Annotated in this window: 22 protein-coding genes and 2 pseudogenes; 15 read left to right on the top strand and 9 right to left on the bottom strand. The window is 74.4% G+C overall.

All coding sequences use genetic code 11. The features are described from left to right. Nucleotides 1-4: 4 nt before the first annotated feature. Nucleotides 5-577, bottom strand: a complete 573-nt coding sequence (locus SCATT_RS33730) for a hypothetical protein (RefSeq protein WP_014150853.1) — start codon at nucleotides 575-577, stop codon at nucleotides 5-7. A 99-nt stretch (nucleotides 578-676) separates the two neighbouring features. Continuing rightward, nucleotides 677-1279, bottom strand: a complete 603-nt coding sequence (locus SCATT_RS33725) for a TetR/AcrR family transcriptional regulator (protein ID WP_014150854.1) — start codon at nucleotides 1277-1279, stop codon at nucleotides 677-679. A gap of 360 nt (nucleotides 1280-1639) precedes the next feature. Here SCATT_RS33725 and SCATT_RS33720 point away from each other — a divergent pair, with 360 nt between their 5' ends. The 4 genes from SCATT_RS33720 to SCATT_RS33705 all read left to right on the top strand — a co-directional run bounded on the left by SCATT_RS33720 (nucleotide 1640) and on the right by SCATT_RS33705 (nucleotide 6564). Further along, nucleotides 1640-2200 carry a 2Fe-2S iron-sulfur cluster-binding protein gene (locus tag SCATT_RS33720; RefSeq protein ID WP_014150855.1) on the top strand — a complete coding sequence of 187 codons (561 nt, stop codon included), beginning with the start codon at nucleotides 1640-1642 and terminating at the stop codon, nucleotides 2198-2200. Then, nucleotides 2197-3189 carry an FAD binding domain-containing protein gene (locus SCATT_RS33715; RefSeq protein ID WP_014150856.1) on the top strand — a complete coding sequence of 331 codons (993 nt, stop codon included), beginning with the start codon at nucleotides 2197-2199 and terminating at the stop codon, nucleotides 3187-3189. The genes SCATT_RS33720 and SCATT_RS33715 overlap by 4 nt, the downstream gene beginning before the upstream one ends. Beyond that, nucleotides 3186-5315 carry a xanthine dehydrogenase family protein molybdopterin-binding subunit gene (locus SCATT_RS33710; protein WP_014150857.1) on the top strand — a complete coding sequence of 710 codons (2130 nt, stop codon included), beginning with the start codon at nucleotides 3186-3188 and terminating at the stop codon, nucleotides 5313-5315. Before SCATT_RS33715 ends, SCATT_RS33710 begins: the two co-directional genes overlap by 4 nt. Before the next feature lie 61 nt (nucleotides 5316-5376). Then, nucleotides 5377-6564 carry an XdhC family protein gene (locus SCATT_RS33705; RefSeq protein WP_014150858.1) on the top strand — a complete coding sequence of 396 codons (1188 nt, stop codon included), beginning with the start codon at nucleotides 5377-5379 and terminating at the stop codon, nucleotides 6562-6564. 164 nt (nucleotides 6565-6728) lie between these two features. On the opposite strand, the gene SCATT_RS33700 is transcribed toward SCATT_RS33705, so the two are convergent. Further along, the gene (locus SCATT_RS33700; RefSeq protein WP_014150859.1) at nucleotides 6729-7172 is read right to left on the bottom strand and encodes a universal stress protein; all 444 of its coding nucleotides are present in this window, start codon (nucleotides 7170-7172) and stop codon (nucleotides 6729-6731) included. Nucleotides 7173-7531: 359 nt separating this feature from the next. Here SCATT_RS33700 and SCATT_RS33695 point away from each other — a divergent pair, with 359 nt between their 5' ends. Further along, a complete protein-coding gene (locus SCATT_RS33695; RefSeq protein WP_014150861.1) occupies nucleotides 7532-8719 on the top strand; it encodes a glycosyltransferase in 1188 nt (395 codons plus the stop codon). A 451-nt stretch (nucleotides 8720-9170) separates the two neighbouring features. Here the strand turns inward: SCATT_RS33695 and SCATT_RS33690 are convergent, their stop codons facing one another. After that, on the bottom strand, nucleotides 9171-10256 hold the full coding sequence (locus SCATT_RS33690; RefSeq protein ID WP_014150862.1) for a YeiH family protein: 1086 nt from the start codon (nucleotides 10254-10256) through the stop codon (nucleotides 9171-9173). Between the two features lie 101 nt (nucleotides 10257-10357). Between SCATT_RS33690 and SCATT_RS33685 the strand changes: the two genes are divergently transcribed. Beyond that, nucleotides 10358-11317: a LysR substrate-binding domain-containing protein gene (locus SCATT_RS33685; RefSeq protein WP_014150863.1), complete on the top strand. Its 960-nt coding sequence runs from the start codon at nucleotides 10358-10360 to the stop codon at nucleotides 11315-11317. 16 nt (nucleotides 11318-11333) lie between these two features. Here SCATT_RS33685 and SCATT_RS33680 read toward each other — a convergent pair whose 3' ends face one another. Both SCATT_RS33680 and SCATT_RS33675 read right to left on the bottom strand, forming a co-directional pair. Further along, nucleotides 11334-11756, bottom strand: coding sequence for a membrane protein (locus SCATT_RS33680; RefSeq protein WP_014150864.1), 423 nt, complete (start codon nucleotides 11754-11756; stop codon nucleotides 11334-11336). A 136-nt stretch (nucleotides 11757-11892) separates the two neighbouring features. Continuing rightward, a complete protein-coding gene (locus tag SCATT_RS33675) occupies nucleotides 11893-12126 on the bottom strand; it encodes a hypothetical protein (RefSeq protein ID WP_014150865.1) in 234 nt (77 codons plus the stop codon). Between the two features lie 312 nt (nucleotides 12127-12438). Between SCATT_RS33675 and SCATT_RS33670 the strand changes: the two genes are divergently transcribed. Then, nucleotides 12439-12798, top strand: coding sequence for a hypothetical protein (locus SCATT_RS33670; protein ID WP_014150866.1), 360 nt, complete (start codon nucleotides 12439-12441; stop codon nucleotides 12796-12798). On the opposite strand, the gene SCATT_RS33665 is transcribed toward SCATT_RS33670, so the two are convergent. Continuing rightward, nucleotides 12785-13273: a hypothetical protein gene (locus tag SCATT_RS33665; RefSeq protein ID WP_041823585.1), complete on the bottom strand. Its 489-nt coding sequence runs from the start codon at nucleotides 13271-13273 to the stop codon at nucleotides 12785-12787. The two genes, SCATT_RS33670 and SCATT_RS33665, sit on opposite strands and share 14 nt — an antisense overlap. A 207-nt stretch (nucleotides 13274-13480) precedes the next feature. Here SCATT_RS33665 and SCATT_RS33660 point away from each other — a divergent pair, with 207 nt between their 5' ends. Continuing rightward, nucleotides 13481-16657 carry an amidohydrolase family protein gene (locus SCATT_RS33660; RefSeq protein WP_014150868.1) on the top strand — a complete coding sequence of 1059 codons (3177 nt, stop codon included), beginning with the start codon at nucleotides 13481-13483 and terminating at the stop codon, nucleotides 16655-16657. A gap of 118 nt (nucleotides 16658-16775) precedes the next feature. Here the strand turns inward: SCATT_RS33660 and SCATT_RS37400 are convergent. Further along, nucleotides 16776-16994 (bottom strand): annotated as a pseudogene (locus SCATT_RS37400) (KR domain-containing protein); the annotation flags it as partial. 353 nt (nucleotides 16995-17347) lie between these two features. Here SCATT_RS37400 and SCATT_RS40100 point away from each other — a divergent pair. From SCATT_RS40100 to SCATT_RS33630, 5 genes and pseudogenes are all read left to right on the top strand, one after another. Next, nucleotides 17348-17938, top strand: a pseudogene (locus tag SCATT_RS40100) (SDR family oxidoreductase); the annotation flags it as partial. Between the two features lie 190 nt (nucleotides 17939-18128). Next, nucleotides 18129-18584, top strand: coding sequence for a hypothetical protein (locus SCATT_RS40095; RefSeq protein WP_014150869.1), 456 nt, complete (start codon nucleotides 18129-18131; stop codon nucleotides 18582-18584). Then, nucleotides 18581-19228 (top strand): DUF6230 family protein, encoded by a 648-nt coding sequence (locus SCATT_RS38305; protein ID WP_014150870.1) that lies wholly within the window; start codon nucleotides 18581-18583, stop codon nucleotides 19226-19228. Before SCATT_RS40095 ends, SCATT_RS38305 begins: the two co-directional genes overlap by 4 nt. Further along, nucleotides 19219-19614: a DUF6114 domain-containing protein gene (locus tag SCATT_RS33635; RefSeq protein WP_014150871.1), complete on the top strand. Its 396-nt coding sequence runs from the start codon at nucleotides 19219-19221 to the stop codon at nucleotides 19612-19614. The genes SCATT_RS38305 and SCATT_RS33635 overlap by 10 nt, the downstream gene beginning before the upstream one ends. Continuing rightward, nucleotides 19614-20273 carry a hypothetical protein gene (locus SCATT_RS33630; RefSeq protein WP_157894778.1) on the top strand — a complete coding sequence of 220 codons (660 nt, stop codon included), beginning with the start codon at nucleotides 19614-19616 and terminating at the stop codon, nucleotides 20271-20273. The genes SCATT_RS33635 and SCATT_RS33630 overlap by 1 nt, the downstream gene beginning before the upstream one ends. 50 nt (nucleotides 20274-20323) lie before the next feature. Here the strand turns inward: SCATT_RS33630 and SCATT_RS33625 are convergent, their stop codons facing one another. After that, the gene (locus tag SCATT_RS33625) at nucleotides 20324-21847 is read right to left on the bottom strand and encodes an ABC1 kinase family protein (RefSeq protein WP_014150873.1); all 1524 of its coding nucleotides are present in this window, start codon (nucleotides 21845-21847) and stop codon (nucleotides 20324-20326) included. A gap of 938 nt (nucleotides 21848-22785) precedes the next feature. On the opposite strand from SCATT_RS33625, the gene SCATT_RS38300 reads away from it, so the two are divergent. Together SCATT_RS38300 and SCATT_RS33615 are read left to right on the top strand one after the other, a co-directional pair. Then, nucleotides 22786-23085, top strand: a complete 300-nt coding sequence (locus SCATT_RS38300) for a hypothetical protein (protein WP_014150874.1) — start codon at nucleotides 22786-22788, stop codon at nucleotides 23083-23085. A 131-nt stretch (nucleotides 23086-23216) separates the two neighbouring features. After that, nucleotides 23217-26132, top strand: a complete 2916-nt coding sequence (locus tag SCATT_RS33615) for a type I polyketide synthase (protein ID WP_157894779.1) — start codon at nucleotides 23217-23219, stop codon at nucleotides 26130-26132. Nucleotides 26133-26151: the final 19 nt, after the last annotated feature.

The raw sequence follows: 26151 nt of genomic DNA, 5'->3' as shown, positions 1-26151 counted from the left end.
CCGGCTACCGCGTCCGGCCCTCCCCGGCGGCCATGGCGTGGACCCCGTCCGGCGGGACCGCGAACCCCCGGACGTTCCAGCGCCCCGCGAACGGCCGGCAGAGGGCGCGCAGCAGCCGTACGTACCCGCTCCACCGCGGGGCCCGGGCGACGCGTCCGGTCAGTGCCGACTCGACGCGGTCGAGGGCGTCCTCCAGGGCGGCGTCGTGCATCGGGCGGAAGAACAGCGGCCAGGCCGTCCAGCTCACCCCGTGCGGGCGCAGCACCAGGGTGTTGCGCAGCACGGTGCGCCCGGGCCCGTCGGGTTCGACGGTGAACTCGCAGAAGCCGGAGAACCCGCGCGGACCGGTGAAACCCAGCCGTACCCACCGGCCGGGCACGTAATGGCTGACGGTGTAGCGCACCGGACCGTGACCGCCCCTGGCCCCGGTCGACAGGGGCCGGTCGAACCAGACCGGCGGCCACCAACGGTGCGCCCACAGCCGGTCGTCCGGACCGCCGAGCGTGTCGAGCAACGCCCCGACCCGCGCCGCAGGCACCGGCAGCGGTCTGGCGTGGACATTGACCACAGCGCGCACGAGCGCTCTCCCTCCTCCCCGTAGAGCCCACCGGATCGCGGCCCCCTACCAGCAGGATGCACCGGCGACCGGGCGGGGAGGGGACGGAAACCGCGAACACTACCCGTGACGGTGAACTTCTCCGTCACCGCCCGGGGCGCCGGCCCGCAGTCCGTCCATCACCAGGTCGAGCAGGCGCCGGGCGCGCGGCTGCCAGTCTCCGCGCGGGTCGATCTGCCACAGGCCGGCGATGGCGAGCATGAAGTCGTCGGCGGTGACCCCAGGGCGGATGGTGCCGGCCTCCTCGTTGGCGCCGAGCAGCAGTTCGACGGCGCTGGTCAGCGGTCCGCGGCCGACCCGTCCGAAGGCGCCGGGGGCGCTGGCGGCCTTGCGCATCGCCTCGGCGAGGCCGACCTTGGCCATGGCGTACTGGGCGAGGCGGTCCATCCACTCGCGCAGCGCGAGGTCGGGCGGGCGGGTGGCGAGCAGGTGGACGGCGACGTCGTGGACCTGCTGGACCTCGTGGCGGTAGACCTCCAGCACCAGGGCTTCGCGGTTGGGGAAGTTGCGGTAGAACGTGCCCTGGCCGACGCCGGCCTTCTTCGCGATGAGGCTGAGCGGCACGTCGGCGGAGCGGGTCAGCTCGGTCAGGGCCACGGCCAGGATGCGTTCACGGTTCCGCTGCGCGTCCGAGCGCAGTTGGGTGTCCTTCCTGTCCTGCACTCGTCCTCCTCCCGGGGTCGCGCCGGAATCGCCCTTGCTGACCGGACAGCTGTCCGGTAAGTTCCCAGGATAGATCGGACAGCTGTCCGCTTGCGCTCACCATAGCGGTCGGCGCGACCGGTGCGGGACCCGCGGGGCCGCCCGTACCCGGTCGGCCACCGGCGCGTCCGCGACGGGCGGGCCGGCACCGCACGCACGCCATACGACCACAACGTCCAGCTCCACCCCTCCGGAACCGCCGGGACCCTCCGGCCACCACCCCTTTCCCGGGCGGCGCCGGCGTCCCGGCCCCCGGTCCACCACGCCGGTGCCGGGGCCCTGGCACCGGCAGCGCACCAGACACGTGAAAGAAGGCTGAGCATGGCCCGATCGACGGCCGGCGTCATCACGCTCAACGTCAACGGCGAGAAACACACGCTGCCGGTCGACCACCGCACCACCCTGCTCGACGCGCTGCGCGAGCGGCTCGACCTGACCGGCACCAAGAAGGGGTGCGACCAGGGGCAGTGCGGTGCCTGCACGGTGCTGCTCGACGGCCGCCGCTCCCTTTCCTGCCTGCACCTCGCGGTGGCCGCCGAAGGACAGGAGATCACCACCATCGAGGGCGTCGCCGAGGGGGACCGGCTCCACCCGGTGCAGGAGGCCTTCCTCGACCTCGACGGCTACCAGTGCGGCTACTGCACCCCGGGCCAGATCTGCTCGGCGATCGCGGTGATCGAGGAGCACGCGGCGGGATGGCCGAGCGCCGCCACCGCCGACGTACGCCCGGAAGCGGGGCCGCCACCGCTGACCGCCGAGGAGATCAGGGAGCGGATGAGCGGCAACCTGTGCCGCTGCGGCGCGTACGTGTCGATCGTGCGCGCGGTCGCCCGCGCCGCGGCGGAGACCGGCGCGCGGACCACGAACGAGGGGGCGGCGTGAAGGAGTTCGGCTACCAGCGGGTGTACGACGTCGCCGACGCGGTCGCCGTGCTCGACGGCGACCCCGAGGCGCGTTTCCTCGGCGGCGGCACCAACCTCGTCGACCTGATGAAGGCCGGGGTGGAACGGCCCGGTCTGCTCATCGACGTACGCCACCTGCCCCTGGACCGGATCGAGGTCACCGGCGACGGGGGCCTGCGCATCGGCGCGACGGTCACCAACAGCGACCTGGCGGCCCACCCCGAGGTGCGCCGCCGCTACCCGGCGCTGGCCCAGGCCGTACTGGCCGGCGCCTCCGGCCAGTTGCGCAACATGGCCACCGTCGGCGGCAACCTGCTCCAGCGCACCCGCTGCGGCTACTTCACGGACGTGGCGCGGCCGTGCAACAAGCGGCTCCCCGGCAGCGGCTGCCCGGCGATCACCGGCGAACACCGCAACCACGCGATCCTGGGCGCCTCCACGGCGTGCGTGGCGGTCCACCCCTCGGACATGGCGGTCACGCTCGCCGCGTTCGACGCCGTCATCGGTTACGAAACCGCCGACGGCGCGGGCGAGTTGGCGCTGCGGGACTTCTACCTGCCGGTGGGCGACACCCCGCATCTGGAGACCGCGCTGCCGCCGGGCGCCCTGATCACCGGGGTCACCCTGCCGCCGGCCCCGGTCGCCGCCGTCTCCCGTTACCGCAAGGTGCGCGAGCGGGCGTCGTACGCCTTCGGCATCGGTTCGGTGGCCGCCGCCCTGACGGTGCGGGACGGGGTGGTGGCCGACGTCCGCCTCGCGTTCGGCGCGGTCGCCTCCCGGCCGTGGCGGGCGGCGGAGGCCGAACGGGTGCTCACCGGCGGCCCGGCGACCGCCGAGGCGTTCGCCGCCGCGGCCGACACCGAACTGGCCGCCGCCCGGCCGCTGCCCGACAACGGATACAAGGTGACGCTGATGCGCAACCTCGTCGTCGCCGTCCTGACCGAACTCGCCGAGGAGGCCGGCCGATGACCACACCCACGAAGACCGCCGGTGCCACCGGGGCGCTGGGCACGTCGTACCGCCGGGTGGAGGGCCGGGAGAAGGTCACCGGGGCGGCCCGTTACGCCGCCGACTTCCCCGCGGCCGACCTCGCCCACGGCTGGCTGGTGCTCTCCACCGTCGCCCGGGGCCGGGTGCGTGCCGTGGAGTCCGGCCCCGTCCTCCAGATGCCCGGCGTGCTGGCCGTGCTCCACCACGGCAACGCGCCGCGGGTCGACGCGGACTACGTCGGCCTGCTGGGCAAGCCCGATCCGACCGTCGCGGTCTTCCAGCACGACCGGGTGCCGTTCGCGGGGTGGCCGGTGGCGCTGGTCGTCGCCGAGACCCCGGAGCAGGCCAGGGAGGCCGCCGAGGCGCTGGTGGTGCGGTACGACGAGGAGGCGCCCGACGTGGCGTTCTCCGCCGGGCGGCCGGGGGTGTACACCCCCGAGGGCAACCCGCGGATGCCCGCCGAGACCACCAAGGGCGACCTGGAGGCCTCTCTCGCCGCCTCCGCCGCCGTGGTGGACGCCGAGTACACCACCCCGGAAGAACACCACGCCATGATGGAGCCGCACGCGGCGCTGGCGCACTGGGACGGCGGCCGGCTGGAGATCCTCGACTCCAACCAGGGCAGCAGGTGGGTCGCGGAGGAGCTGGCGAAGCTCTTCTCCCTCGACGTGGCGTCGGTGCGGGTGCGTTCCGAACACGTCGGCGGTGCCTTCGGTTCCAAGGGGATCCGTCCGCACCAGGTGTGCGCCGTGATGGCGGCGACCGTTCTGCAACGCCCGGTCCGGGTCGCCCTGACGCGGCGTCAGATGTTCTCGCTGGTCGGCTATCGGAGCCCCACGGCGCACCGCGTCCGGCTCGGCGCCGATCGCGACGGACGCCTGCGCGTCTTCGACCACCAGGCGCTCAACCAGACGTCCACCATCCACGAGTTCGTCGAGCAGAGCGCCTCGGTCGGGCGCACCATGTACGACGCCGACGCGCACCACACCGTCAACCGGGTCGTCCGCCTCGACGTGCCCACCCCGACCTGGGTGCGGGGCCCGGGCGAGGCCCCCGGCTCGTTCGCGGTCGAGTGCGCGCTCGACGAACTCGCCGAGAAGTGCGGCGTGGACCCCGTGGCGCTGCGCGCCCGCAACGAACCGCAGGCGGGCCCCGTCTCCGGTCTGCCGTTCAGCAGCCGCAACGTGCTCGCCTGCTTCGAGGAGGGCGCCCGCAGGTTCGGCTGGGCCGACCGGGACCCGCGCCCGGGGGTGCGCCGCGAGGGGCGCTGGCTGCTGGGCACCGGCACCGCCGCCGCCTCGTTCCCCTCCGGGGTCGCCCCCTCCACGGCGGCCATGACGGCGGAGCCGGACGGCACCTTCACGGTCCGGATCACCGCCGCCGACGTCGGCACCGGGGCCCGCACCGCGCTGACCCTGGTCGCCGCCGACGCGCTCGGGGTGGCGCCGGAACGCATCCGGATGCGCATCGCCGACAGCGACTTCGGACAGGCGATGGTGGCCGGCGGTTCGATGGGCACCCGTTCGTGGGCGTGGGCGGTGCGCACCGCGGTGCGCGAACTGCGGGACCGGCTCGACCTGGGCGGTGACATCCCGCCGCAGGGCATCACCGCCCGGGCCGACACCACCGAGGCGGTCGCCGCGCTGTCGCAGAAGGAACGCCACTCCTTCGGCGCGCAGTTCGCCGAGGTCGCCGTGGACGTCACCACCGGCGAGGTCCGGGTCCGCCGGATGCTGGGCATCTTCGCCGCCGGCCGGATCGTCAACCCGCTCACCGCGCGCAGCCAGCTCGTCGGCGGGATGATCTGGGGCCTGTCCATGGCCCTGCACGAGGAGGCGGTACGGGACCGTACCTCCGGCGCCCATGTCGGCCCCGACCTCGCCGGATACCACATCGCCGCGCACGCCGACGTACCCGTCGTCGAGGCGGACTGGGTGGACGACCCGGACGAGGACGACCCGATCGGCCTGAAGGGCGTGGGCGAGATCGGGATCGTGGGGGCCGCGGCGGCCGTCGCCAACGCGGTCTGGCACGCGACCGGGGTACGCCACCGGCACCTGCCGATCCGTCCCGACCGGGTCCTGGCGGCGGCCCGGAACGCCTGACCCGCGCCGCCGTCCGTTCGCGCACCGTTTTCCGGCCCCGCACGGCCACAGGAGATTCGAGATGCTGGACATCGCCGACGAGTTGAACCGATGGGTCGAGCAGGGCCGGGACTTCGCCGTCGCCACCGTGGTGACGGTCGGCGGCAGCGCGCCGCGCGGCCCCGGCGCCGCCCTCGCCGTGGACGACCGCGGCGAGGCCGTCGGCTCGGTCTCCGGCGGCTGCGTGGAGGGGGCCGTGTACGAGCTGTGCGTCCAGGCGCTCCAGGACGGCACGGTGGTGCGCGAACGCTTCGGCTACAGCGCGGAGGACGCCTTCGCGGTCGGGCTGACCTGCGGCGGGGAGGTGGACGTCCTGGTCACCCCGGTGCGTGCGGACGCCGCCGACCGCGCGGTGTTCGCGGCGGCCGTGGCGGCGGCTGCCCGGGGTGAGGCTGCGGCCCTCGTCCGGGTGGCCGCGGGCCCGGAGCATCTGCTGGGCCGGGCGCTGCTGGTACGCCCCGACGGTTCGGCCGAGGGCGGCTTCGGCGTGGCCGCGGAGCTGGACGGGGCGGTCGCGGGGCGGGCCCGGGCGATGCTGGAGGCGGGCCGCACCGGTGTCTTCGACATCGCGGAGGACGGTTCGTACTGCGACGCCGCGCTGACGGTGTTCGTCGAGTCGAGTCTGCCGCCGCCCCGCATGATCGTCTTCGGGGCGATCGACTTCGCGGCGGCGCTGGTGCGGGTGGGTGCGTTCCTCGGCTACCACGTGACCGTCTGCGACGCCCGTCCGGTCTTCGCCACCCGGGCCCGTTTCCCGGAGGCCGACGAGATCGTGGTGGAGTGGCCCCACCGTTATCTGCGGCGTACCCGCACCGACGGCCGCACGGTGGTGTGCGTGCTCACCCACGACGCCAAGTTCGACGTGCCGTTGCTGGTCGAGGCGTTGCGGCTGCCGGTCGCGTTCGTCGGGGCGATGGGGTCGCGCCGCACCCACGAGGACCGCGAGCGCAGGCTCCGCGAGGCCGGGGTGACCGAGGCCCAACTCGCCCGGCTGCGTTCGCCGATCGGGCTCGACCTCGGCGCGCGTACCCCGGAGGAGACCGCCCTGTCCATCGCGGCCGAGATCGTCGCGGCCCGCGAGGGCGGGACGGGTCTGCCGCTGACCGGTTCCGACTCCCCGATCCACCGCGACCCGCGCGAGCGGCCCCGGCCCGAGAGCGCGGACCACCGCGTCCCGGCCACGGTCGGCCGCGGCGAGCGCCCGGCGTGACGCACCACCGTCCTCCGGGCGCGGCCCGCCGAGCGGCGCCTTGGCGCCCCGGCCGATCGCGGCGTGGCCGGCCGGGTCGGTGTCCGCACGCGCTCCCTGGTCCACGCGACCATGCGGGCGGGCCGAGGCGGACCGCGTGCCGCCGGTGCCTGATGCGGCGGGGGTCAGTCCCGAGGCTTGCGCACGACCACCACGGGGCACGTCGCGTGCTGGACGCAGTAGCGGGAGACCGAGCCCAGCAGCGACCCGGCGAGCCCGCCGAGGCCGCGGTGGCCGATGACCAGCAGGTCGGCGCCCTGGGCGGCCTCCACCAGCACGGCGGCGGCGTGGCCCTGGACCACCTTGGGCCGGACCTCGCCCGCCCGGTCGGCCCCGAGCACCTCGTCCACCACCTCGGCCAGGTAGTTGCCCGCGGCCTCGTCGTAGTACGACTGGTTCTCGGCCAGGCCGTACCAGCTCTCCAGGGGCTCGCGGCGGGCGAGGACCGGCTCGACGACGGCCCCGGACAGCTCCGCCTGGCGCATCGCCCAGCGCAGCGCCGCCTTCGAGGGAGCGGAGCCGTCGATCCCGACCACGATCCGCGGCCGGTCCGCCGTGTGCTCCCCCATGGCGCATCACCCTCCGCCCGTTTCTGACGAACCGTCGGACGACGGCCCTGCCGGTATGGTGACACCCCGCGCCCCCCGGACCGCGTACCCCGCCCCTCGTGTCCCCGGGCACACCGTCTCCCTGCCCGAAACGGGCACGTCCGGAGCGTTTTCAGAATGTTTCCGGCCAAAGTCCGACACAGGCGGCGCCGAATTCCGTGTATCCGCCGACTCCTCCGGCAGCGACGACGTGATCCCCGCCGTACCTCCGCACCGCCTGAACGATCACGACTGAAAACCGCTGCCCGAAAGAAAGCGATTCATCACGCCGTGATCAGATCACCGCGTTCTCCATCGACGGAAAAACCCTTGGAGTATTCGTGGCCCTACGGATGGCGATCACCGCCGAGCCGATACCGTCGCACGTGTCCGCGCTGGATCACGTCATCCGTCCGGCCCGTGAACAGGGCCACCATGTCGCCCTCCACGCCTCCGGGATGTTCCGCCGCGACGCCCGGCGGCGCGGGGTGGAGTTCCACGGTGCCGGAACGAATTGGACGTGCGATCCGACCGTTCAGCGAACGGTGAGCGCGATCTGGAGCGGATCGGGGAACGCGGTCTTCAACCGGTACGTCTTCGGTCACCTGTGGCCGGAACAGGCCGAGGCGAAAGCGCGTGACCTGCTCACCGCGTGGACACGGGAACGGCCCGATCTGGTGGTCGCCGAATGCGGCGATCACGGCGCCCACCTCGCGGCCAGGATCCTGGGGCTGCCCCTGCTCGCGGCGGACAACGGCCTCGGCCCGCTGCTGCTGGATCTCTGGGAGACCGACATCGCGCCCGCCCTGTCCCCCCTGTGCGAGCGGTACGAGCTGGACGCGCCCACGCTCCCCGCGATGCTCACCCCCGCGCCGGTCGAGTGGTTCTACCGGACCCCTCCGCCCTCGGCGCGCGCCGTCCGGCGCACCGTCGCGGAATACCGGACCGTCCTCCCGGAGTGGCTGGACCGCTCCCCCTCCTCCCGCCCGCTCGTCTACGTCAGCCTCGGCACGTTGACCACCGCGATGTCCGGTCTGCGTACCGTCGTCGAGAGCGCGTACCGGGAGATCATGGCCGCGCTCTCCGGAATCGGCTGCGACGTGATCGTGTCCGCGGGCGACCTCGCGGAGCGCCTGCGCGGCGCGGACCCGCGCGTCACGGTGGTCGAGCACGTCCCGCAGCCCGCCCTCCTGCGCCGCGCCGACCTGTTCGTCACGCACGGCGGCCGGGCCTCCCTGCTCGACGCGGTGCAGGGCGCGACCCCCGTGCTCGGCATGGGCGTTCTCGCCGACCAGCCCGACAACACCGCCTCGTTCGCCCGCCGTGGCCTGGGCCGCGCGCTGGACATCGGGGCGGCGCGCGACCAGATCGCCGACGCCGTGACGGACCTCCTCGGCACCGCGCGCTACGGCGCCGCCATGAGCGCCGCCGACGCCGCGCTGTCACAACTGCCGCCGCTCGACTTCGCGGAACTGCGCGAGTCCGTCCGCCCCGGCGCGGTGGGCGCGTCGCCGTCGTACGGCATCTGACCGGCCGGGTCCGGGTGGTCATGGCGTGCCTGGGCAACGTCGGCCACTGCCTGGGTCCGGGCGGAACGCGGAGAGTCGTGGCCCGCCGGAACGGTTCCGGCTCTCCGATTCGTAAGGAACGCATCACTGATGACTGCGACACGCCCGACCTGCTGGAGGCCGCCGAGCGGATCGCCCACGTCGGCGTGGTCCAGCTCGGCCGTTCTCCGCGGCCAACCGCTCGTCCGCCGACGAGATCGCCTGGTCCCGTGCGCACGGGACCGGCGTCATCGCCTGCTCACCGCTCCGGTCCGGCCCGCTCACCGGGGCCTTCTCCGTCGAGCGGGTGGCCGGGCCGCCCGCCGACGACTGGCGTACCGGCCATCACGACTTCACGTCCGGGCCGGCCGCCAACCTCCAACTCGCCGGGCGCGCAAGGCCGCGCAGGTGGACGGCTGGATCGGCGCGGCGGTCACACGTACCGGGCCAGGAACTGGACGCCCAGGCTGGTGGCGGAGACCACCAGCCACAGGCAACCGCCGAGCAGCAGCGGCGCCGGGCCGGTGCGGCGCAGCCTGGCGGGTTCGGTGGACAGGCCGATCGCGGACAGGGCGACGGTGATCAGGAAGACGGCGAGCGTGCTGAGCGGGGCGTGCGCGGCGGACGGCACGAGACCGGCGGTGTTCACGGCGGCCAGGACGAGGAAGCCGACGAGGAACCACGGCACCAGCCGGCCGACGCGCACCGCACCGGCGCGGCCCTGGCCGGGGTCGGCCGCCGCGTCCACCGTCCGCGCGCGGCGGCGGGCGAGGGCGGCGAGGCCCAGGCAGATCGGGATGATCAGCAGCGTGCGGGCCAGCTTCACCACCACCGCGTAGTCGGCCGCCGGGCCGCCGTAGGTGGTGGCGGCGGCGACCACCGACGACATGTCGTTGACCGCGGTTCCGGCGAACAGGCCGAAGGCGTGCTGGCCCATCCCCAGCAGATGCCCGAGGGCGGGGAAGGTCAGCACCGCGGCGATGTTGAACACGAAGATCGTGGAGACGGCGTAGGCCACCTCCGCCTCGGCCGCGCCGATGACCGGGGTGACCGCGGCGATCGCGGAGGCGCCGCAGATCCCGGTGCCGACACCGATCAGGGTGCGCAGGTCGCGTACGACACCGAGGCGGCGTCCGATCCCGTACGCCGCCGCCAGGCAGACCGCGAGGGTCACGATCATCACCGGCAGCGAGCCGACGCCGACCCGCAGCACCTGGCCGAGGGAGAGCTGTGCGCCCAGGACCACCACGGCGGCCTGGAGCACTCCGCGTCCGGCGAAGGCGATGCCGGGCCGCGTCCGCTCGCCGGGCCGCACCACCAGCGCGACCAGCACCCCGAGCACGATCCCGCTCACCGGCCCGCCGACCACGGGGACCAGCCGGCCGAGCACCGTGGCGACGAGGGCGACCGCGACGGCGAGGGCGAGCCCGGGCAGCCGGGCGGTGCCCGGTCTTCCCGCGGTGGCGAGGCGCGACGGGCGGCGGGTGGTCCCTGGCCGGGAAAGGCTGGCGTTCTTCATGATCACCACTGTGGGCGGCCCGGCGTCCGTCCTGTAGCCCTTGATCGAGCAGGAGGTCATAGCGCAGGTGTATGAGCTCGTCATACGGTGGAGCTGTGACTGTGCCCCGCGTGCCCGACCCCCGTACCGTTCCCCTCCCGCCGCGCACGCCGGATCTGGAGTCGCTGCGGCTCCTGGTGCTCGTGGCCGACCTGGGGAGTCTGGGCCGGGCGGCCGAGCGGCTGCGGATCTCCCAGCCGTCCGCCAGCCGCCGGCTGTCCACGCTGGAACGCGGGCTCGGGCTGGTGCTGGTCGACCGGACCCGCCGCGGGTCCCGGTTGACGCTGGCCGGTCAGGTCGTCGCCGGCCACGCCCGGCGGGTGCTGGACGAACTGGACGAGCTGCTGGCCGGGGCGGGCAAGCTGCGCGACCGGCGGGAGGCCGAGCTGCGGGTCGCGGCGAGCCTGACCATCGCGGAGTATCTGCTGCCGGTGTGGATCAGCCGGCTGCGCGGCCGGCGGCCCGAGTTGTACATCGGGCTTCAGGTGACCAACAGCGAGAACGTTCCCGAGCTGGTGGAGTCGGGCGAGGCCGACATCGGGTTCATCGAGGGGCCGCGGCTGTCCCGTGTGATGTCCACCCGGCAGGTGGCCGAGGACCGGCTCGTCGTCGTGGTCGACCCCGGCCACCCGTGGGCGCGGCGGCAGGAGCCGCTGTCGGCGCGGGAGTTGTCGCGTACGCCGCTGGTGCTGCGGGAGAGCGGTTCCGGTACCCGGCAGACCCTGGACCGCGCGTTGTACCTGGCCGGTTGTGAACGCGTCCGGCCGCTGGTGGAACTGGGTTCGACGGCGGCCGTGCGCGGTGCGGTGATCGCCGGTACCGGGCCGTCCGTCCTGAGCGAACTCGCCGTCCGCGGGGACATCGCCGAGGGCCGGCTCGTCGGCGTCGACGTCGCGGGCGTCGACCTCACCCGCGACCTGCGCGCGGTCTGGCCCACCGGACGCCGGCTGGTGGGCCCCGCGGCGGAACTGGTCGCGGAGGCCCGCCGAGCGGTCACCGGCGACCGGCCGCCCCGCCCATAGGCCGTGTCGTGCCGGGCTACATGCTGCTGTACACGCTGCCCAGGAACAGTGTGAACAGCAGCGGGAGCAGCACCAGGGCCAGGATGCCGGTGACCAGTCCCGTGATGGCGGCCCCCTTGTTGGTGGCCTCGCCCTTGTTCGCCTTGCTGATCCCGATGCCGCCGAAGATGATCGCGAGGAGGCCGAGGATCATGCCGATGACCGTCAGCACGAAGGTGAGGCTCATGACCAGACCGATGATGCCCAGCACCAGGCCGGCGGTCCCCATGCCGTTGCTCGGCTGCATCGGCATGACGCCGTACCCCGGAGCGCCGTACCCCGGGGCGCCGTAGGGCGGGGCCGGCGGGTAGTTGGCAGCCGGGTATCCGTACCCGGGCTGCTGCTGCGGCTGCTGCTGATCCGGCTGCGCCGCATAAGGGTTGTACTGCTCGTCCGACATGCTGACTCGTCCCCTCCGTGACTCCGTGCCGGGTCATGCTACGGCCAACACACCATGCCCCGCAGGCGGGAAGCCGAGTGGGCGGGGACGAGCGGTGTCAGGGGAAGGCGTCCCCCCGCCCCCGCATCGCGCCGGCCTACTCGACCAGCGGGATCCGGCCCCACGCGCGGTAGCACCCCTCCAGCCAGCGGTCGGCCTGCTCCGGTGTGGTGAACAGCAGTGGGCGCGGGGTTCCGTCCGGGTCGGGCAGGGCGCAATCGGCGCGGAGTTGGCGGTCGTAGACGGACCACAGCGGACCGTCCGGGTCGTCGAAGGACCGGAACAGCCGTGGAGAGTACCGGCGCCAGCCCGGCCGTACCGTGATCTCCACCCGACCCCTCCCCGAGCCCGTGCCGCGTCCCGCCGCCCACGTTCCCGTTCCCCGAATCTATCCGCGCCGGCGGCGACCGCTCGTACCGTTCGGGCGCGGGCGGAGGCACACGAGGGCGCACACCGGAGCACCACGGGGAGCGGGCACGCCCCGTGGTGTGTCCGGTACGAGGCTGCCGTTCGCCGATAGGCGGCGGATAGTCGGCCGATAACCGGCCTGCTTAGCGTCCGTTGGCTGGCGTGGGACACCTTCGCCGAAGTGACGGAAACGTCTTTCCCGGATTTCTCCGAGGACCCTTTGGAGGACATGCGTATGCGTAGGAAGATCCAAGGCCGCGTCGGGGTGCTGGCCGCCCTGTCGGCCGCCGCCGTCCTGACCGTCCCGGGCTCCGCCGAGGCCGCGACGGGAACGGTGGTCATCGACAACGGCTCGCAGGTGCTGACCAACTCGCCGAACGGGACGTGCTACACCAAGCTGCTGGGCAGCAACGGCTACCCCGGCGCGCACAGCGTCACGAACAACACCAACGTCAACGTCACGGCCTATTTCAGCAAGGACTGCACCGGGTCGGCCACGGACGGCGTGGTCATCCCGCCCGGCACGACCGACCTCGCCTCGCGCTACGGAAGCTGGGGCTTTCTGACCGTGTGGAACTCCATCAAGGTCGGCTGAGCCGGCTCCCGGGGGTCGGGGCTCTCCGGCGGGCCGCGCGGGCGAGGAGGTAGGGGACCGTGCGGTGGTGCACCGGCGCGGCGGCCGACCACACCGCGCGGCCCGCCGGCTTCTCGAACCACACGAAGGTGGCCCAGACCAGCCGGGACCCCTCCACCGTCACCACGTTGCGCGCGGTGAGCAGTGGTGAACGCGCCTCCAGCGTGACCGCGTCGGCCCCGGACCCGGTGATCGGCCAGCCCAGCACGTGGCGGGGGGACGAGCCGGGTCCCAGCCGCAGTCCGAGCCCGGCGGTCCACCCGGCCCGCAACACCTGCCGCAGGGGACCGGGCGCACCCTCGAAGGTGGCCCGCGCCCACTCCTCGGGCGTCAGGGACGGCAGAGCGGCGGCCGGCAGCGCGAACGCCGACGCGTCATGGGCACCGGCCGGGTTCACCGCCACCCGGCGGGCGCGAGGGACGTGGTGATCGGACATGCCCACGAGTCTACGAGGCCGCCAATCGCCGCCGCCGAGGCGGGTGTTGACCGGGCTCCGCAACCGGACCGTCCGTCGCCGACACCGGCCGGTCGGCCGATTCGCGCACACATCACCTCATCCGGCGGTGGACTGTGCCATGATCGGCGGGTTGCGTGCCAGACATCTGATGGAGCGTCACCTGGTCAGCCTCGGGGAGGCCACCGCATGGACAACGCACCGCACGTTTCCGGACTGTCCCGGCGCCGGTTCATCCAGGCCGCGGCGGGGACCGCGGCGGCGGGGGCGGTGCTCACCCCGGCCGCGTCCGCCACCGCCGCGACGCCGGAACACGTCACGCTGTCGTTCACCTCGGCCACCAACGGCGCGGCGACGCTCTCCCCGGCCGGTGACCGCCTCGTCGCGGAGATGCAGAACGTGCTGTGGTCCGTGCCGCGCGGCGGCGGTGACGCGGTGCCGCTGACGACCCCGGACCTGGAGCCGACCCGGCCGGTCTTCTCCCCCGACGGCTCGCGGCTCGTGGTCTGCGCCTACCGTGGCGGCCAGTTCCACCTGTGGTCGCTGGACCCGGACGGCTCGGGGGTCCGGCAGCTCACCGAGGGGCCGTGGGACGACCGGGGGCCGGCCTGGTCGCCGGACGGCACCCGGATCGCCTTCGCCTCCGAGCGCGGCGGCGACCCGGTAGCGGGGAGCCCGTACCGGATCTGGGTGCTGGAGGTGGCCACCGGGCGGCTGCTGCGCCTCACCGGGCTGCCCGGCCAGGACGGGCCGTCGCAGGACGGCCCCTGGGAGGACTTCGACCCGACGTGGTCCCCCGACGGGCGCCGGGTGCTCTTCGTCCGCGGCCGTACCGTCCCCGACCCCGGCCCGGCCGGCACGGTGCTCGAGGCCCGGACCATCGCGGCGGTGGCCGCCGACGGCTCGGGCCCGGTCACCGTGGCCCACACCGACACCGCCGCGGGACAGCTGATGGTGCCCGCCGTCGCCCCGGACGGGCGCCTGGCCTACCTGCGCACCACGCCCTCCCCGGCGGCCTCCTGCACCCTGGTCGTGGACGGCCGGGACGTACCGGTGGACGGCGACCTCGCGCCGGTGCCGCCGCGCTGGGTCTCGCCGGAGGAACTGCTGCTCACCGTGGACGGCCACTTCCGCCTGCTGCGCCCGGGCCGGGGAACGGGTGAGGTCATCCCGTTCCGCGCCGCCATGTCCGTCGCCCGCCCCGCCTACCGCGTCAAGTCGTACGACCTGGCGGGCGGCGCCGTGCGTCCGGTGCGCGGGATCCATCTGCCCGCGCTCTCCCCCGACGGGCGGCGGATCGCGTTCGCCGCACTCAACTCGCTGTGGGTGCAGGAGACTTCGGGCGGTACGCCACGGCGGATCACCCGTGCCGACCCCACGCGCTATCTGCTCGGTCCGGTCTGGGCGCGGGACGGGCGGTCGCTGCTGTACACCGACGACCGCGACGGCCTGCACGCCGTCCGCCGCCACGATCTGGCCACCGGCGCCGAGACCGTCCTGGCCCCGGGCGGCCGGGTGCATCCGGCGCTCTCCCCCGACGGCACCCGGCTCGCCTGCCTCGACATGGCCGGCCGCCTCCTCGTCCGCGACCTGTCCACCGGCGCCGAACGGGTGCTGGCGGCACCGATGGGCGGCGGCGGCCTGCCCGGCCGTCCCTCCTGGTCCCCGGACGGACGGTACGTCGCCCTGTGCGACCGCAACCGGCTCAACCAGCGCTTCCGTGAGGGATACAACCTCATCCGGGTGGTCGACACCGCGGACGGCACCTCCCGCCTGCACACCGCCGCCCCGCACACCTCGCTCTCCGACCGCTACGACTCCGGCCCGGTGTGGTCGCCGGACGGGCGGTGGATGGCGGTGATCGTCGAGTCGGCGCTGTGGCTGCTGCCGGTGCGGCCGGACGGTACGCCCGACGGCCCCGCCCGGCAGGTCACCGAGGAGAGCGCCGACCATCCGTCGTGGTCGGGCGACTCCGGTTCGCTGCTGTACCTGTCGGCGGGCCGGCCGCGCCTGCTCGACGTGGCCACCGGCAAGGCCCGTACCCTGCGGATCCCGCTCGACCAGCGGCGCCCCGAGCCCGCCGACACCGTCGTCCACGCGGGCCGCTTCTGGGACGGCACCGGCGAGACGGTCCGGGACGACGTCGACGTGGTCGTACGCCGGGGCCGCGTCGCCGCGGTCGAACCGCACCGGGCCCGGCCCCGGGCCGCCGTACGCCACGTCGACGCCTCGGCGGCCACGGTCGTCCCCGGGCTGTGGGACGCGCACACCCACCCCTGGCAGAGCACCTACGGCGGCCGGCAGACCGCGCTGCAACTCGCCTACGGCATCACCACGGCCGTCTCCCTCGGCGGCTTCGCCTACGAGCAGGCCCGGTTGCGCGAGGCCGTCGACGCCGGCGAACTCGCCGGACCCCGGCTGCTGACCACCGGCGAACTCCTCGACGGCTCCCGCGTCGCCTACAGCATGGGGCGGGCCCACCGCACCGCCGAGGGACTGCGCCGTTCCCTCGCCCGGGGCGCCGCGCTCGACTGGGACTTCGTCAAGACCTATGTGCGGGCGCCGGGTTGGCTGATGGCGGAGGCGGCGCGCTTCGCCCACGAGGAGTTGGGCGTACGCTCCGGCGGCCACCTGTGCACCCCCGGCATCCAGACCGGGCAGGACCTCACCACCCATCTCCAGGCGACGCAACGCCTGGAGTACGGCCACGCCACCACCGCCACCGGCCACGCCTACCAGGACGTGACCGCGCTCTACGCCGGCGACCGGTTCCACATGATCGCCACGCCGTTCACCGCGCTGCCGCTGCTCGGCGCCGACCCCGCGCTCGCCGCCGACCCCCGCGTCACCACCTTGATGCCGCCCTGGGACACCGCCGTGGTCCGCGCCCAGGCGGCGGCCCCGCCGACCCCGGCCCAACTGGCGGCGCTCACCACGGAAACCGACATCTACCGCCGCCTGCTCGCCGACGGCGCCCTCGTCGCGCTCGGCACCGACTCCCCCCTCGTCCCGGTCGGCCTCCACCTCCACCTCGCGCTGCGCGCGCTCCACCGCGCCGGACTGTCCCCGGCCGAAACCCTCCGCACGGCCACCGTGACCCCGGCCCGCGTCTTCGGCGTCGACGCCCACCTGGGCACCCTGCGCCCCGGCAGACTCGCCGACCTCACCATCGTGGACGGCGACCCCTTCACCGACTTCTCCACCCTGGTCCGCACCGCCTCCGTCCTGCGCGGCGGCGTCCCGTTCCGCCAGGCCGACCTGGTGGCCGCCTTCGCCGACGGAACACGCACGGACGCCCACGACGCGCACTGGCAGATGGTGAGCCGGCAGTTGCGCCGCGACAGTTGCTGCGACATGCACGGCTGAGGCAGCGGAGGCACGGAGGGTGGGGCTTCACGGCCGGGTGCGGATAGCTCCCGGCACGGATGCCGGCAGTTGCTCGCGCGGCACGGTCGAAGTCGGCGAGGGTGGCGTCGAGGTCGGCCGCGTGGGCGGTGGCGGTGACCCCGCGTTCGGCGAGCCGGGTGATCAGGCCAGCGGCTTCCGGGGCGTCGGCGCCACGTCGGCTGACCAGCGCGAGGTGTCGGGCGCCGAGGTCGGCGAGACGGCCCGCGGTGGCGGCGCCGAACCCGCCGGTGACGACGTAGGTGCCGTCCGGGTGCAACACGGGCGGGCAGGCGCGGGGTTCGACCAGCGGTGGCATCACACCGCACCGAGGTCGTCCACGCCGCCCGGCAGGCGGCAGGAGACCCCCACGACGGCGATCCGACGGTCCTGATCGCCGTCGTCAAACCGGCTGCGGTTCATCGACCCCTCGCCCCCCCGTGGGAGGCACACACATAGTGTGATTCTCGGCGGGTGTTCGGAGCTGCGCTTTCGGGTGAAAGTCCGGCCGCGCCGCTGTGGCACGGCAAGCCGGTCACCGCTGTCCGGCATAGTGCGGCCGGTCACCACATCGCGGCCGTTCCGGGTCCGGGCCGGCATCAGGAGCCGGCGCCATGAGGACAACGCCCGCCGTGCATCGGCGGCGCGCCGCCCGCATCCCCCAAGGAGACTGTGTTGTCAGTGCTGTTCACCGGCGCCACCGGCTTCCTCGGCTGCCGGATCCTGCGCGAACTCCTCGCGGACGGCGGCGACGAGGTGATCACGGTGCTGGGCCACGACACCCCCAGGAAGCTGCGCCGGCGGGTGGAGTCCGCGCTGACCTGGCTCGGCCTTCCCGAGGGCGGCGCCCGTTCGCTCGGCCGGCTGCGTTACCTGCGCGCCGACCTCACCGAGCCGGACCTCGGGCTCGGGCCCAGACTGCGCGCCCGGGTGACCGAGGGCGTCACCACGGTGTGGCACTGCGCGGCCCGGCTGGCGCTCGACGGTGACCCGACCGACGTGTACAAGACCAACGTCCTCGGCACCCGCCGCGTCCTGGAGCTCGCCGACGAGGCACCGGGAGCGCGGCTGCTCCACATCAGCACCGTGTACGTCGCCGGACGCCGCGCCACCGGCCACGTCCGCGAGGACGAACTCAGCGAGGCGGAAGGCTTCCAGACCTACTACGAGGAGAGCAAGTACACCGCGGAGCGCCTCGTCCACGCGTGGGCCCACCGCACCGGCCGGCCCGCGACCATCCTGCGCCCCAGCCTGCTCGTCACCGACCGGCCGATCCCCGAGGGGATGCCCGACCAGCCGCTGGGCGTACTGGCGCGACTCGTCGCCGACGGGGTGCGCGTCATGGCCACCGAGGACGAGGCGCTGGCCGAACTCCTCGACGACCCGCAGGCCACCGCCCACGGCGGCGGCCTGGTCTTCCGGGTCCAGGGGGGATCCGGAGGGCACCGCCAACATGGTCCAGGTCGAGTACGCGGCACAGGCCGCGGTACGGGTCGCCGCCGCCCGCGCCGGTGGCACCGGGGTCCACACCGTGCACCTCACGCATCCGCGCAACACCAGCGCCGACGCCATCGAACCGGCCCTGGCCGAGCTCTATCCCGGGGCCACCGTCACCATGATGCCGACCGTCCCGGCCCCCACCCGGTACGAGACCCTGCTCGCCACCTACGGCACCCGCCTGCTCAGCCTGAGCGCGCACCGGCGTACCTACGACCGCACCAACCTCGGCCGTGCCGTGGGCGACCTCCCCGACCCCGGCCCGGTCGACAGCGCCTACCTGGCCCGGGCGCTCGGCAACGTCCAGCACCAGGCCCTCGGCCGGACCCGGACGACCGCACCGGACGGCACCGTGGCCGTCGTCCCGGAACAGAGCCCCGCCACCCCCGTCCTCCAGGAGCACCACCGATGACGTCGAGAACCGCCACCCCGACCGCGGGCACCGGCCGGACCGGCCCACACCCTTCGACCCCCGCGCGCACCAACTGGCGGCGGTTCGCCATGGTGGCGCCGGTGACGCTGGCGCTGGCCGCAGGGACCGTCTGGGCCTCGACGGCCGTCGGGGCGCCGGTGTCGTTCGCGGTCTCCGGCAGTACGTTCCAGGTCGCCGCCGACCATCTGACCGGTACGGGAGCGGTGCAGTTCGCCGCCTTCGCCCAGGACAACTCGGGCAAGCAGCGACCGGTGGCGGTCGCCGGGGTGAACCACGCGCGCATCTACCGGATGTGCCAGTCCTCGGTGGCCCGCACCCCGTTCGGCAGTGTGACGTTGAGGATCCGCTCCGTCGGGGACAACCCGGTGGAAGCCGACCACCTGGTCATCGACCTCGACCGGCTGGAGGGCCGCTGGCGGTTCGGCCAGGTGGTGATGGGACGGGACGCGGGGCGGCTGGACGCCGTGGAGGGCGTCCACGGCCTGCCGGGCGCGTACGGGCAGCAGGCGGGCACCTTGGAGATCGACCGCATGCGGCTGCACGCCTGGTCCATCGCGGCCGGGACGTTCAGCCTGAAGAACGCCGGGATGTCCATCGAGCCGGGGGACCACCCATGCCTGTGACCGACGGTGTCCCGGGGCCGCGTACCGGTCGGCGGGGGTTCCCGCGCCGCCTGCCACGGCGGCCGTTCGCCGCGTCCGCGCTGATGACCGCGGCCGGTGTGGAGCTGGCGTATCCGCCGTTGCGGCACCCGGAGTTCCTCGGGTTGCAGGGGCTCGGCGGGACGTCGGCCCTGCTGATCGCCGCCGCGTTGACCGGGTGCGGGGTGCTGGTGCTGTGCCGACCGCGCCATGCGTCCGTCATCGGGGTGGCCGCCGTCGTGCTGGGGCTCGTCTCCTGTCCGATGGCCAACCTCGGGGGGTTCGTCGTCGGGATGGTGCTGGCCGTGCTCGGTGGTGCGTTCGCCCTGGCGTGGTCGCCCGCGTCCGGTGGGCCCACGACGGCGTGATGGCATCGCGGAGCACGCGCTGGGCGGCGCTGGCGGTGCTCGTCCCGGGGTTCCTGACCGGTGCGGGCGGCCCCGCCGGCCCGGCCGCGGCGACGCCCACGCCCACCGCGCGGCCGGTGCCTCCGGCGCCGCCGGAATGCCGTCCGGACCGGTTTCCCGCCGACGCGTCGGCCGCCGCGGATCCGGTGCCGGTCAGCGCCCTCGCCGGTTGTCTGCGCGCGGCGGGGCGGAACGCCGGTACGGCACCGGCGCTCCGCCCCGCCGAGGTCGGCGTCACGGCGCGGACGATGACGGTCACCGGGTTGATGTGTCCGCTGGTGCCGCTCGGTGACGGTGTCTGCGCGGCCGGTTCGGTGGTGCTCGACGACGTCGTGGTCAGGTACGACGGTCCGGCGCGGATGTGCCTGCGGGCGAGCCGGATGACGATCGGCGGGCCGGTGCGCATCCGCGCCGAGCGGCTGTCCGGCCTCCTCCTCGGCCACCTCCCGGTCACCCTCTCCACCCGCCTGCTGCCCGGCGTTCCGGTGCCGTGGATCCAACTGACCGACGTCGAGGCGCAGGGGGTGGCCATGACCGCCGACCGCGTCGAGACGGACGAGGCGGTTCTCGCCGGTGAGGGCGGCTGCCGTGCCGGCCGGGTTTCCTCACCCACCGGGTAGGAACTCCTCCGGTGACGGCAGCGCGGGCGTGGAACAAGTGGCCAGGACCGTCAGCCCCGGCCACGGCGCCGGAGCAGCCACACCAGGGCCGCCGCGCCGAGCAAGTGGTGTTCGGCACGCCTTATTCGGGCGGACGAGCGGTGGTCGACGAGGGAGAAGGGGCGGGTGACGGCGGTGTGCTGGAGGGTGAGGTCGCCGCCGGACAGGCTGCGGCCGACGGCCCGGGCGTGCGGCAGCAACGTCTCCAGGCCGGAGAGGAGTTGCAGCGCCGTGAAGCCCAGTTGCTGCTGGGAGAGCGACTGCGCCGCGTACTCGCCGAGCACCCGGCCGGTCTGGCGGACCAGGACGTCGGTGGCGCTCAGGTGGGGGGCGAGGTGGCGGACGGTGCCTTCCATGTTGGCGAAGGACTTGCCGAGCAGGCCGATCATGGGGTTGGTACGGATGCCCCGCCGGGTGGACAGCCGCAGCAAGGTGGCGAGCGAGGCACCGAAGCGCAGCCGGTCCAGCGGGATCGACGCCAGGCGCGGCACCACGACGGACATGTCCTGCTCGAAGGCGCCGATGTCGGCCCAGGGCGTCGGCCGGCCCATCTCCGACCAGGCGCGGGCCACCGCGTGGGCGTCGTTGTTGGCGAGCCCGAGCAGGGTCATCAGCAGCGTGGAGCTCAAGTGACGGTCGAGGCGGCCGATCATGCCCCAGTCGATGAGGGTCGTCGGGCCGCCGGGGCAGACGAAGACATTGCCGGGGTGGGGGTCGGCGTGGAAGCGGTGGTCGATGAAGTATCCCTGGTACATCACGGTCAGCAGGCCGGTGCCGACGCGTTCGCGTTCGGCGTCGTCGAAGGCGGCGGGGTCGGCGTCGCGGACGCTGGTGCCCGGGGCGCGCCGCTGGATCAGGACCCGCTCGGTGGCGTGCACCACGCCGGGCACGTCGATGCCGGGGACGGCGGTGACGGCGGCGCGTGCTTCGTCCATGTTGGCCGCTTCGAGGGTGAGGTCGAGTTCGTTCCGTACCGCCTCGAAGATCACCGCGAGCATGGCCTCGAAGTCGATGGTTTCGCTCAGGACGGGGGTGCGGCGGGCCAGGGTCCGGGTCATGCCGCGCAGCAGGCGCATGTCGGTGGTCATCTGCGCCGCGATGCCGGGGCGCTGGACCTTGACCACCACGGACCGGCCGTCGTCGAGGACGGCCGCGTAGGCCTGGGCGATGGAGGCGCAGCCCAGCGGGCGTTCGGTGTCGAAGTGCCGGAAGCGCCGGCGCCAGTCGGGGCCCAGTTCCGCCTCCAGGACGGCGGACATCCGGTCGAAGGGGCAGGGCGCCGCGCGGTCGTGCAGGCTCTCCAGCTCACGGGCGACGGCGGGCGGCACCAGGTCCTCGCGGGTGGAGAGCACCTGGCCGGCCTTCACGTACAGCGGGCCGAGCCGTTCCAGGGCGGTGCGGATCCGCAGCGCGCGTTGGCGTTCCCGGCGGGCGCGTTCGTCCGGGCCGCGTATCCGGGTGCCGGCCGCACAGACTTCCGCGGCGAGCAGCTCACCGACGACGGTGAGCAGCAGCCGACCACGTTCAGCAAGCACCGGCACCTCCGGTCGGGGACGTCTTCGGCAGGCGGGCGAGGGGGCTGGTGTTGTGACGGGGCACGTCACAACACCGGTGGGTGTGCGGTCGCCGCACCCTTCCGGACGGCACCGCACGGTGACTTCGGCGCGGGGCGCCGCCGCCTGCCGTGGCATGGCGCGCCCCGTGCCGGGGGTCTTCGATGTGGATGGGGCACGGGCCACTCGGGCTCGGGCGCGCACCGGGCCGCGGTTCCGCGCTGAAGCGTGCCTTCGTTACGTCATTGGCCACACCGCGGGGGGCCGAAACATAGCAACGGCGAAGTGCCGTCACGCGGCGGCGCACTCGCACCCGCACACACCCGGGAAACCGCCCGTTGGGGGGATCGTCGTGTTGTGAACTCGACGCGGCCCGGCCGGAGAACACAACGCGGCCCGCGTGCCGGCGTCCGGGCCTCCCCTTCCGATGGCACACGGAAGACAACCGGCGAACGTCTGTACCGGATGTACGTCATTCGGGGTATTGCGGAAATCACCGGTCCCGATCCAACGTAAGAGGACGACGCACTCCCGGGTGACCAGGGATGCGCGACGACGGCGGTACCGGAAGAGGTGGCCGCATCCGCGGCCCGGCTCGGCCAGGTCCGACGACGCATCGGCCGCGCGGACCTGATCGGTTCCCCGCCCCCACCAGGGCACCACTCGCCACCGGCACCCGGCATCCGCAGCTCACCGAGCACACCACACCACGGCTCACCGTCACCGCGTCGGTGACGCCCGTCCACGCACCCCTCAGCCGGCGCCCCGCCTGCCCACACCCCCGGGCACGGCCGGGCGCGGTTCCCGGACGTGCCGTGCCCGGTGTGCCGTGGCCGTGCCTTCGCCTGCTCCTGCGCCTGCGCCTGCGGTCGCCCGTGTCTTCCGGCGCCGTCCTCCACCCTCCAGCGGAAGGAACCCCCATGCCACTGCACCGCTTCCACCTCGCCCGCGTGCTGCACGAGCTCGTCGCGGACATCAAGGACTACCTCGACGACGTCATCGACGCCCTGGACATGGTCGAGGGCGGCGGTGAGTCGCCGTCCGCCGTACGCAGGCAGCGCGCCGCGGGCTGCGACGTCCGTGACGAAGCCACCCGTGCCCAGCGGGAACGCGGCCCCGACGACGAGCGGATCGAGGCGCTGCGCGCCGAGTTCGACCGGATGCGCCAGCTCCTGGACGCGGTGACGGGGCGGGCGCCGTCGAAGACACCGGCGCGGTAGCCCGCTTCGCCGCGGCACCGGATCCGGCGCGGTCCCGGCCTCGCCGGATCCGGTCGGGCGGCGCGATCGCGGCCCGTGCCGCGCGCCGCGTCAAACCTCCGTAAACGTCAAGGAAACCGAGGTCATCAGTGGTGGATTCACACGCGTACCAGCCCTCCGGGCACCCCGTCGCCATCGTCGGCCTGGCGGCGATGTTCCCGCAGGCGCACGACGTGCGGGAGTTCTGGGACAACGTGGTGACCGGCCGCGACTGCGTCACCGACGTGCCGGAGACGTCATGGAGCGTCGCCGACCATTACGACCCCGACATGCGGGCGCCGGACAAGACGTACGCCCGGCGTGGTGGCTTTCTGCCGCCGGTCGTCTTCGACCCCGTGGAGTTCGCCATGCCGCCCGCGACGCTGGACTCCATCGGGCTGGTGCAGTTGCTGAGTCTGCGGGTGGCGCGTGAGGTGCTGCGGGACGCCGGGTGCCCGGGGGCGGCGTGGTACGACCCGGGCCGCACCGGGGTGGTCCTCGGGGTGTGCGGCCAGAACAGCACGATGGTGCCGCTCGCCTCCCGGTTGCGTGCCCCCGCCGTGCGCAGGGCGGCGCTCAGTTGCGGTCTGTCGCCCCGGGACGCCGACGAGATCGCCCGCAGGTTCCTCGCGGAGTCCCCGGAGTGGACCGAGGACAGCTTCCCCGGGATCCTGGCCAACGTCGTCGCCGGGCGCATCGCCAACCGGTTCGGCCTGGGCGCCGCCAACTGCGTGGTCGACGCCGCGTGCGCCAGCTCGCTGGCCGCGTTGCGGATGGCGGTGAGCGAACTCGTCGAGCACCGCGCCGACCTGATGATCACCGGGGGCTGCGACGCCGACAACTCGGTCACCACGTTCCTGTGCTTCAGCAAGACACCGGCCCTGTCGCCCAGCGGCGCCGTCCGCCCCTTCGACCGGGAGGCCGACGGCACCCTGCTCGGCGAGGGCATCGGCATGCTGGCGCTCAAACGCCTCGCCGACGCCGAACGGGACGGCGACCGCGTCTACGCCGTGCTGCGCGGACTCGGCGGCTCCAGCGACGGCCGCACCGGCAGCATCTACGCCCCCAGCGCCGACGGTCAGGTCACCGCGATGCGCCGGGCCTACGCCGACGCCGGGGTCCCCGCCGCCTCCGTGGAGCTGATCGAGGCGCACGGCACGGGCACCCGGGTCGGCGACACCGTCGAACTCGGCGCCCTGCGCACCGTTCTCGGCCCCGCCCCGGACCGGCCGCGGATCGCCGTCGGCAGCGTGAAGTCCCAGATCGGGCACACCAAGGCGGCGGCCGGCGCGGCCGGGCTGATCAAGGCGGCGCTCGCCCTGCACCACCGCCTGCTGCCGCCCACCATCAACGTCACCGAACCCAACGACGCGCTCCGCGACAGCGCCCTGTACGTCAACACCCGCGCCCGCCCCTGGATCCGTGACCCGGCCCGTCCGGTGCGCCGCGCCGGGGTCTCCTCGTTCGGCTTCGGCGGGGTGAACTTCCACGCCGTCCTGGAGGAACACCCGCCCACCCCGCCCCGGACGCTGCACCGCACCCCGCGGGCGTTGGTGTGGCACGCCCCCGACCCGGCCGCGCTGCTCGCCCTGGTGCGCGACGGCGCGGACCCGGCCGACGGCGGCCCGGTGCCGCCGCACCACGCCCGGCTGGGCGTCCTCGTCCACGACGCGGCGGACCGCGAGGCGCTGCTGGCCGCGGCGACGGCACGGCTGTCCGACACCCCGGACGCCGACGGCTGGACCCTCGCCGGACGTGCGCACTACCGGCGTTCGGGGCTGCCGCCCGACGCGCGGGCCGCCGTGCTCTTCGCCGGCCAGGGCAGCCAGTACGTCGGCATGGGGGCCGACGCGCTCCTCGCCGTCCCCCCGGTCCGCCGGGCCTTCGACGACGCCAACGCGCTGTGGGAGGGGGAGGAGGAGACGCTGGCCCAGGTCGTCCACCCCGAGCCGGGGCGGCGTGACCCGGCCGCCGATACGGCCCGGTTGCGTCGCACCGCGTACGCGCAGCCGGCGATCGGGGCGCTCGCCATGGGCCACTACGCCTACCTCGCCGAGCTGGGGTTCGCCCCGGCGGCGGCGCTGGGGCACAGCTGCGGCGAGGTGACCGCGCTGTGGTCGGCCGGGAGCCTGTCCGACGCGGACTGCCTGCTGCTCACCCGGCGGCGCGGTCAGGCCATGCGGCCGGCACCGGGCGGCACGGACCGCGACGCGGGAGCGATGGCCGCGGTACGGCTGTCCGCCGAGGAATGGCGCCAACGTGCCCAGAACTTCCCGCAGTTGGCGCTGTGCAACATCAACGCCCCGGACGAGATCGTGGTCGGCGGCCCCACCCCGGCCGTCGAGGAACTGGCCGCGGCCTGCCTGCGCGACGGCGGACCGGCCGTGCGCCGCCTGCCGGTGGCCGCCGCCTTCCACACCCCGCTGATGGCGCACGCGGTCCCCGTCTTCGCCGAGGCCGTCTCCCGCACCGAGGTACGCCCGCCGGCCCACCCGGTGCTCGCCTGCACCCCCGGGGCCCGGTACGGCACGGACCCGGAGGCCGACCGGCGCGTCCTCGCCGAGCAGATCACGCGCCCGGTCGACTTCGCGGGCCGGGTACGGGAGTTGTACGACGACGGCTGCCGGGTCTTCGTCGAGTGCGGCCCCAAGGGGATCCTGAGCCGGCTGGTGCGACGTACCCTCGGCGACGCCACCGTGGAGACCGTGCCCGCCGACACCGGGCCGGGGACGGACAGCGCGGCGGCACTGAAGAACGCGGCGCTGCGGCTGGCCGTCCTGGGCTTCGGCATCCGGCACATCAACCGCTACGACGCGCCGGACCCACCGCCCCCCGCCCCGCCGTCCCCCGTGGCCCGGCGGCTGGCCGGACCCGTGTTCGCGATGCGGGCGCGCCGGGCGGCGTACGAGGCCGGGCTCGCCGTCCCCTACCGGTGCACGCCCACCGGACCGCCGCCGGACCGCTCCGCCGCGCCCGGACCGGCCGACGCCCCCCAGCCCCCGACGTCCCCGCCGCCCCGCCCCCTGTAGGCACGAACCCGACGAGGAA

Origin of the sequence: Streptantibioticus cattleyicolor NRRL 8057 = DSM 46488 (assembly GCF_000240165.1) — a bacterium.
GTDB classification, from domain to species: Bacteria; Actinomycetota; Actinomycetes; order Streptomycetales; family Streptomycetaceae; genus Streptantibioticus; species Streptantibioticus cattleyicolor.
The sequence above is the reverse complement of the archived record's forward strand: the minus strand, read 5'-3'. Positions and strand labels throughout refer to the sequence as shown.

Bases quoted from the DNA above. Each gene is read 5' to 3' on its own strand.
- SCATT_RS40095 (WP_014150869.1), top strand. From the start codon at position 18,129: ATGGTCCAGGTCGAGTACGCGGCACAGGCCGCGGTACGGGTCGCCGCC.
- SCATT_RS33660 (WP_014150868.1), top strand. From the start codon at position 13,481: ATGGACAACGCACCGCACGTTTCCGGACTGTCCCGGCGCCGGTTCATC.
- SCATT_RS33700 (WP_014150859.1), bottom strand. From the start codon at position 7,172: ATGGGGGAGCACACGGCGGACCGGCCGCGGATCGTGGTCGGGATCGAC.
- SCATT_RS33690 (WP_014150862.1), bottom strand. From the start codon at position 10,256: ATGAAGAACGCCAGCCTTTCCCGGCCAGGGACCACCCGCCGCCCGTCG.
- SCATT_RS33705 (WP_014150858.1), top strand. From the start codon at position 5,377: ATGCTGGACATCGCCGACGAGTTGAACCGATGGGTCGAGCAGGGCCGG.
- SCATT_RS33670 (WP_014150866.1), top strand. From the start codon at position 12,439: ATGCGTAGGAAGATCCAAGGCCGCGTCGGGGTGCTGGCCGCCCTGTCG.
- SCATT_RS38300 (WP_014150874.1), top strand. From the start codon at position 22,786: ATGCCACTGCACCGCTTCCACCTCGCCCGCGTGCTGCACGAGCTCGTC.
- SCATT_RS33635 (WP_014150871.1), top strand. From the start codon at position 19,219: ATGCCTGTGACCGACGGTGTCCCGGGGCCGCGTACCGGTCGGCGGGGG.
- SCATT_RS33680 (WP_014150864.1), bottom strand. From the start codon at position 11,756: ATGTCGGACGAGCAGTACAACCCTTATGCGGCGCAGCCGGATCAGCAG.
- SCATT_RS33720 (WP_014150855.1), top strand. From the start codon at position 1,640: ATGGCCCGATCGACGGCCGGCGTCATCACGCTCAACGTCAACGGCGAG.
- SCATT_RS33665 (WP_041823585.1), bottom strand. From the start codon at position 13,273: ATGTCCGATCACCACGTCCCTCGCGCCCGCCGGGTGGCGGTGAACCCG.
- SCATT_RS33710 (WP_014150857.1), top strand. From the start codon at position 3,186: ATGACCACACCCACGAAGACCGCCGGTGCCACCGGGGCGCTGGGCACG.
- SCATT_RS38305 (WP_014150870.1), top strand. From the start codon at position 18,581: ATGACGTCGAGAACCGCCACCCCGACCGCGGGCACCGGCCGGACCGGC.
- SCATT_RS33630 (WP_157894778.1), top strand. From the start codon at position 19,614: ATGGCATCGCGGAGCACGCGCTGGGCGGCGCTGGCGGTGCTCGTCCCG.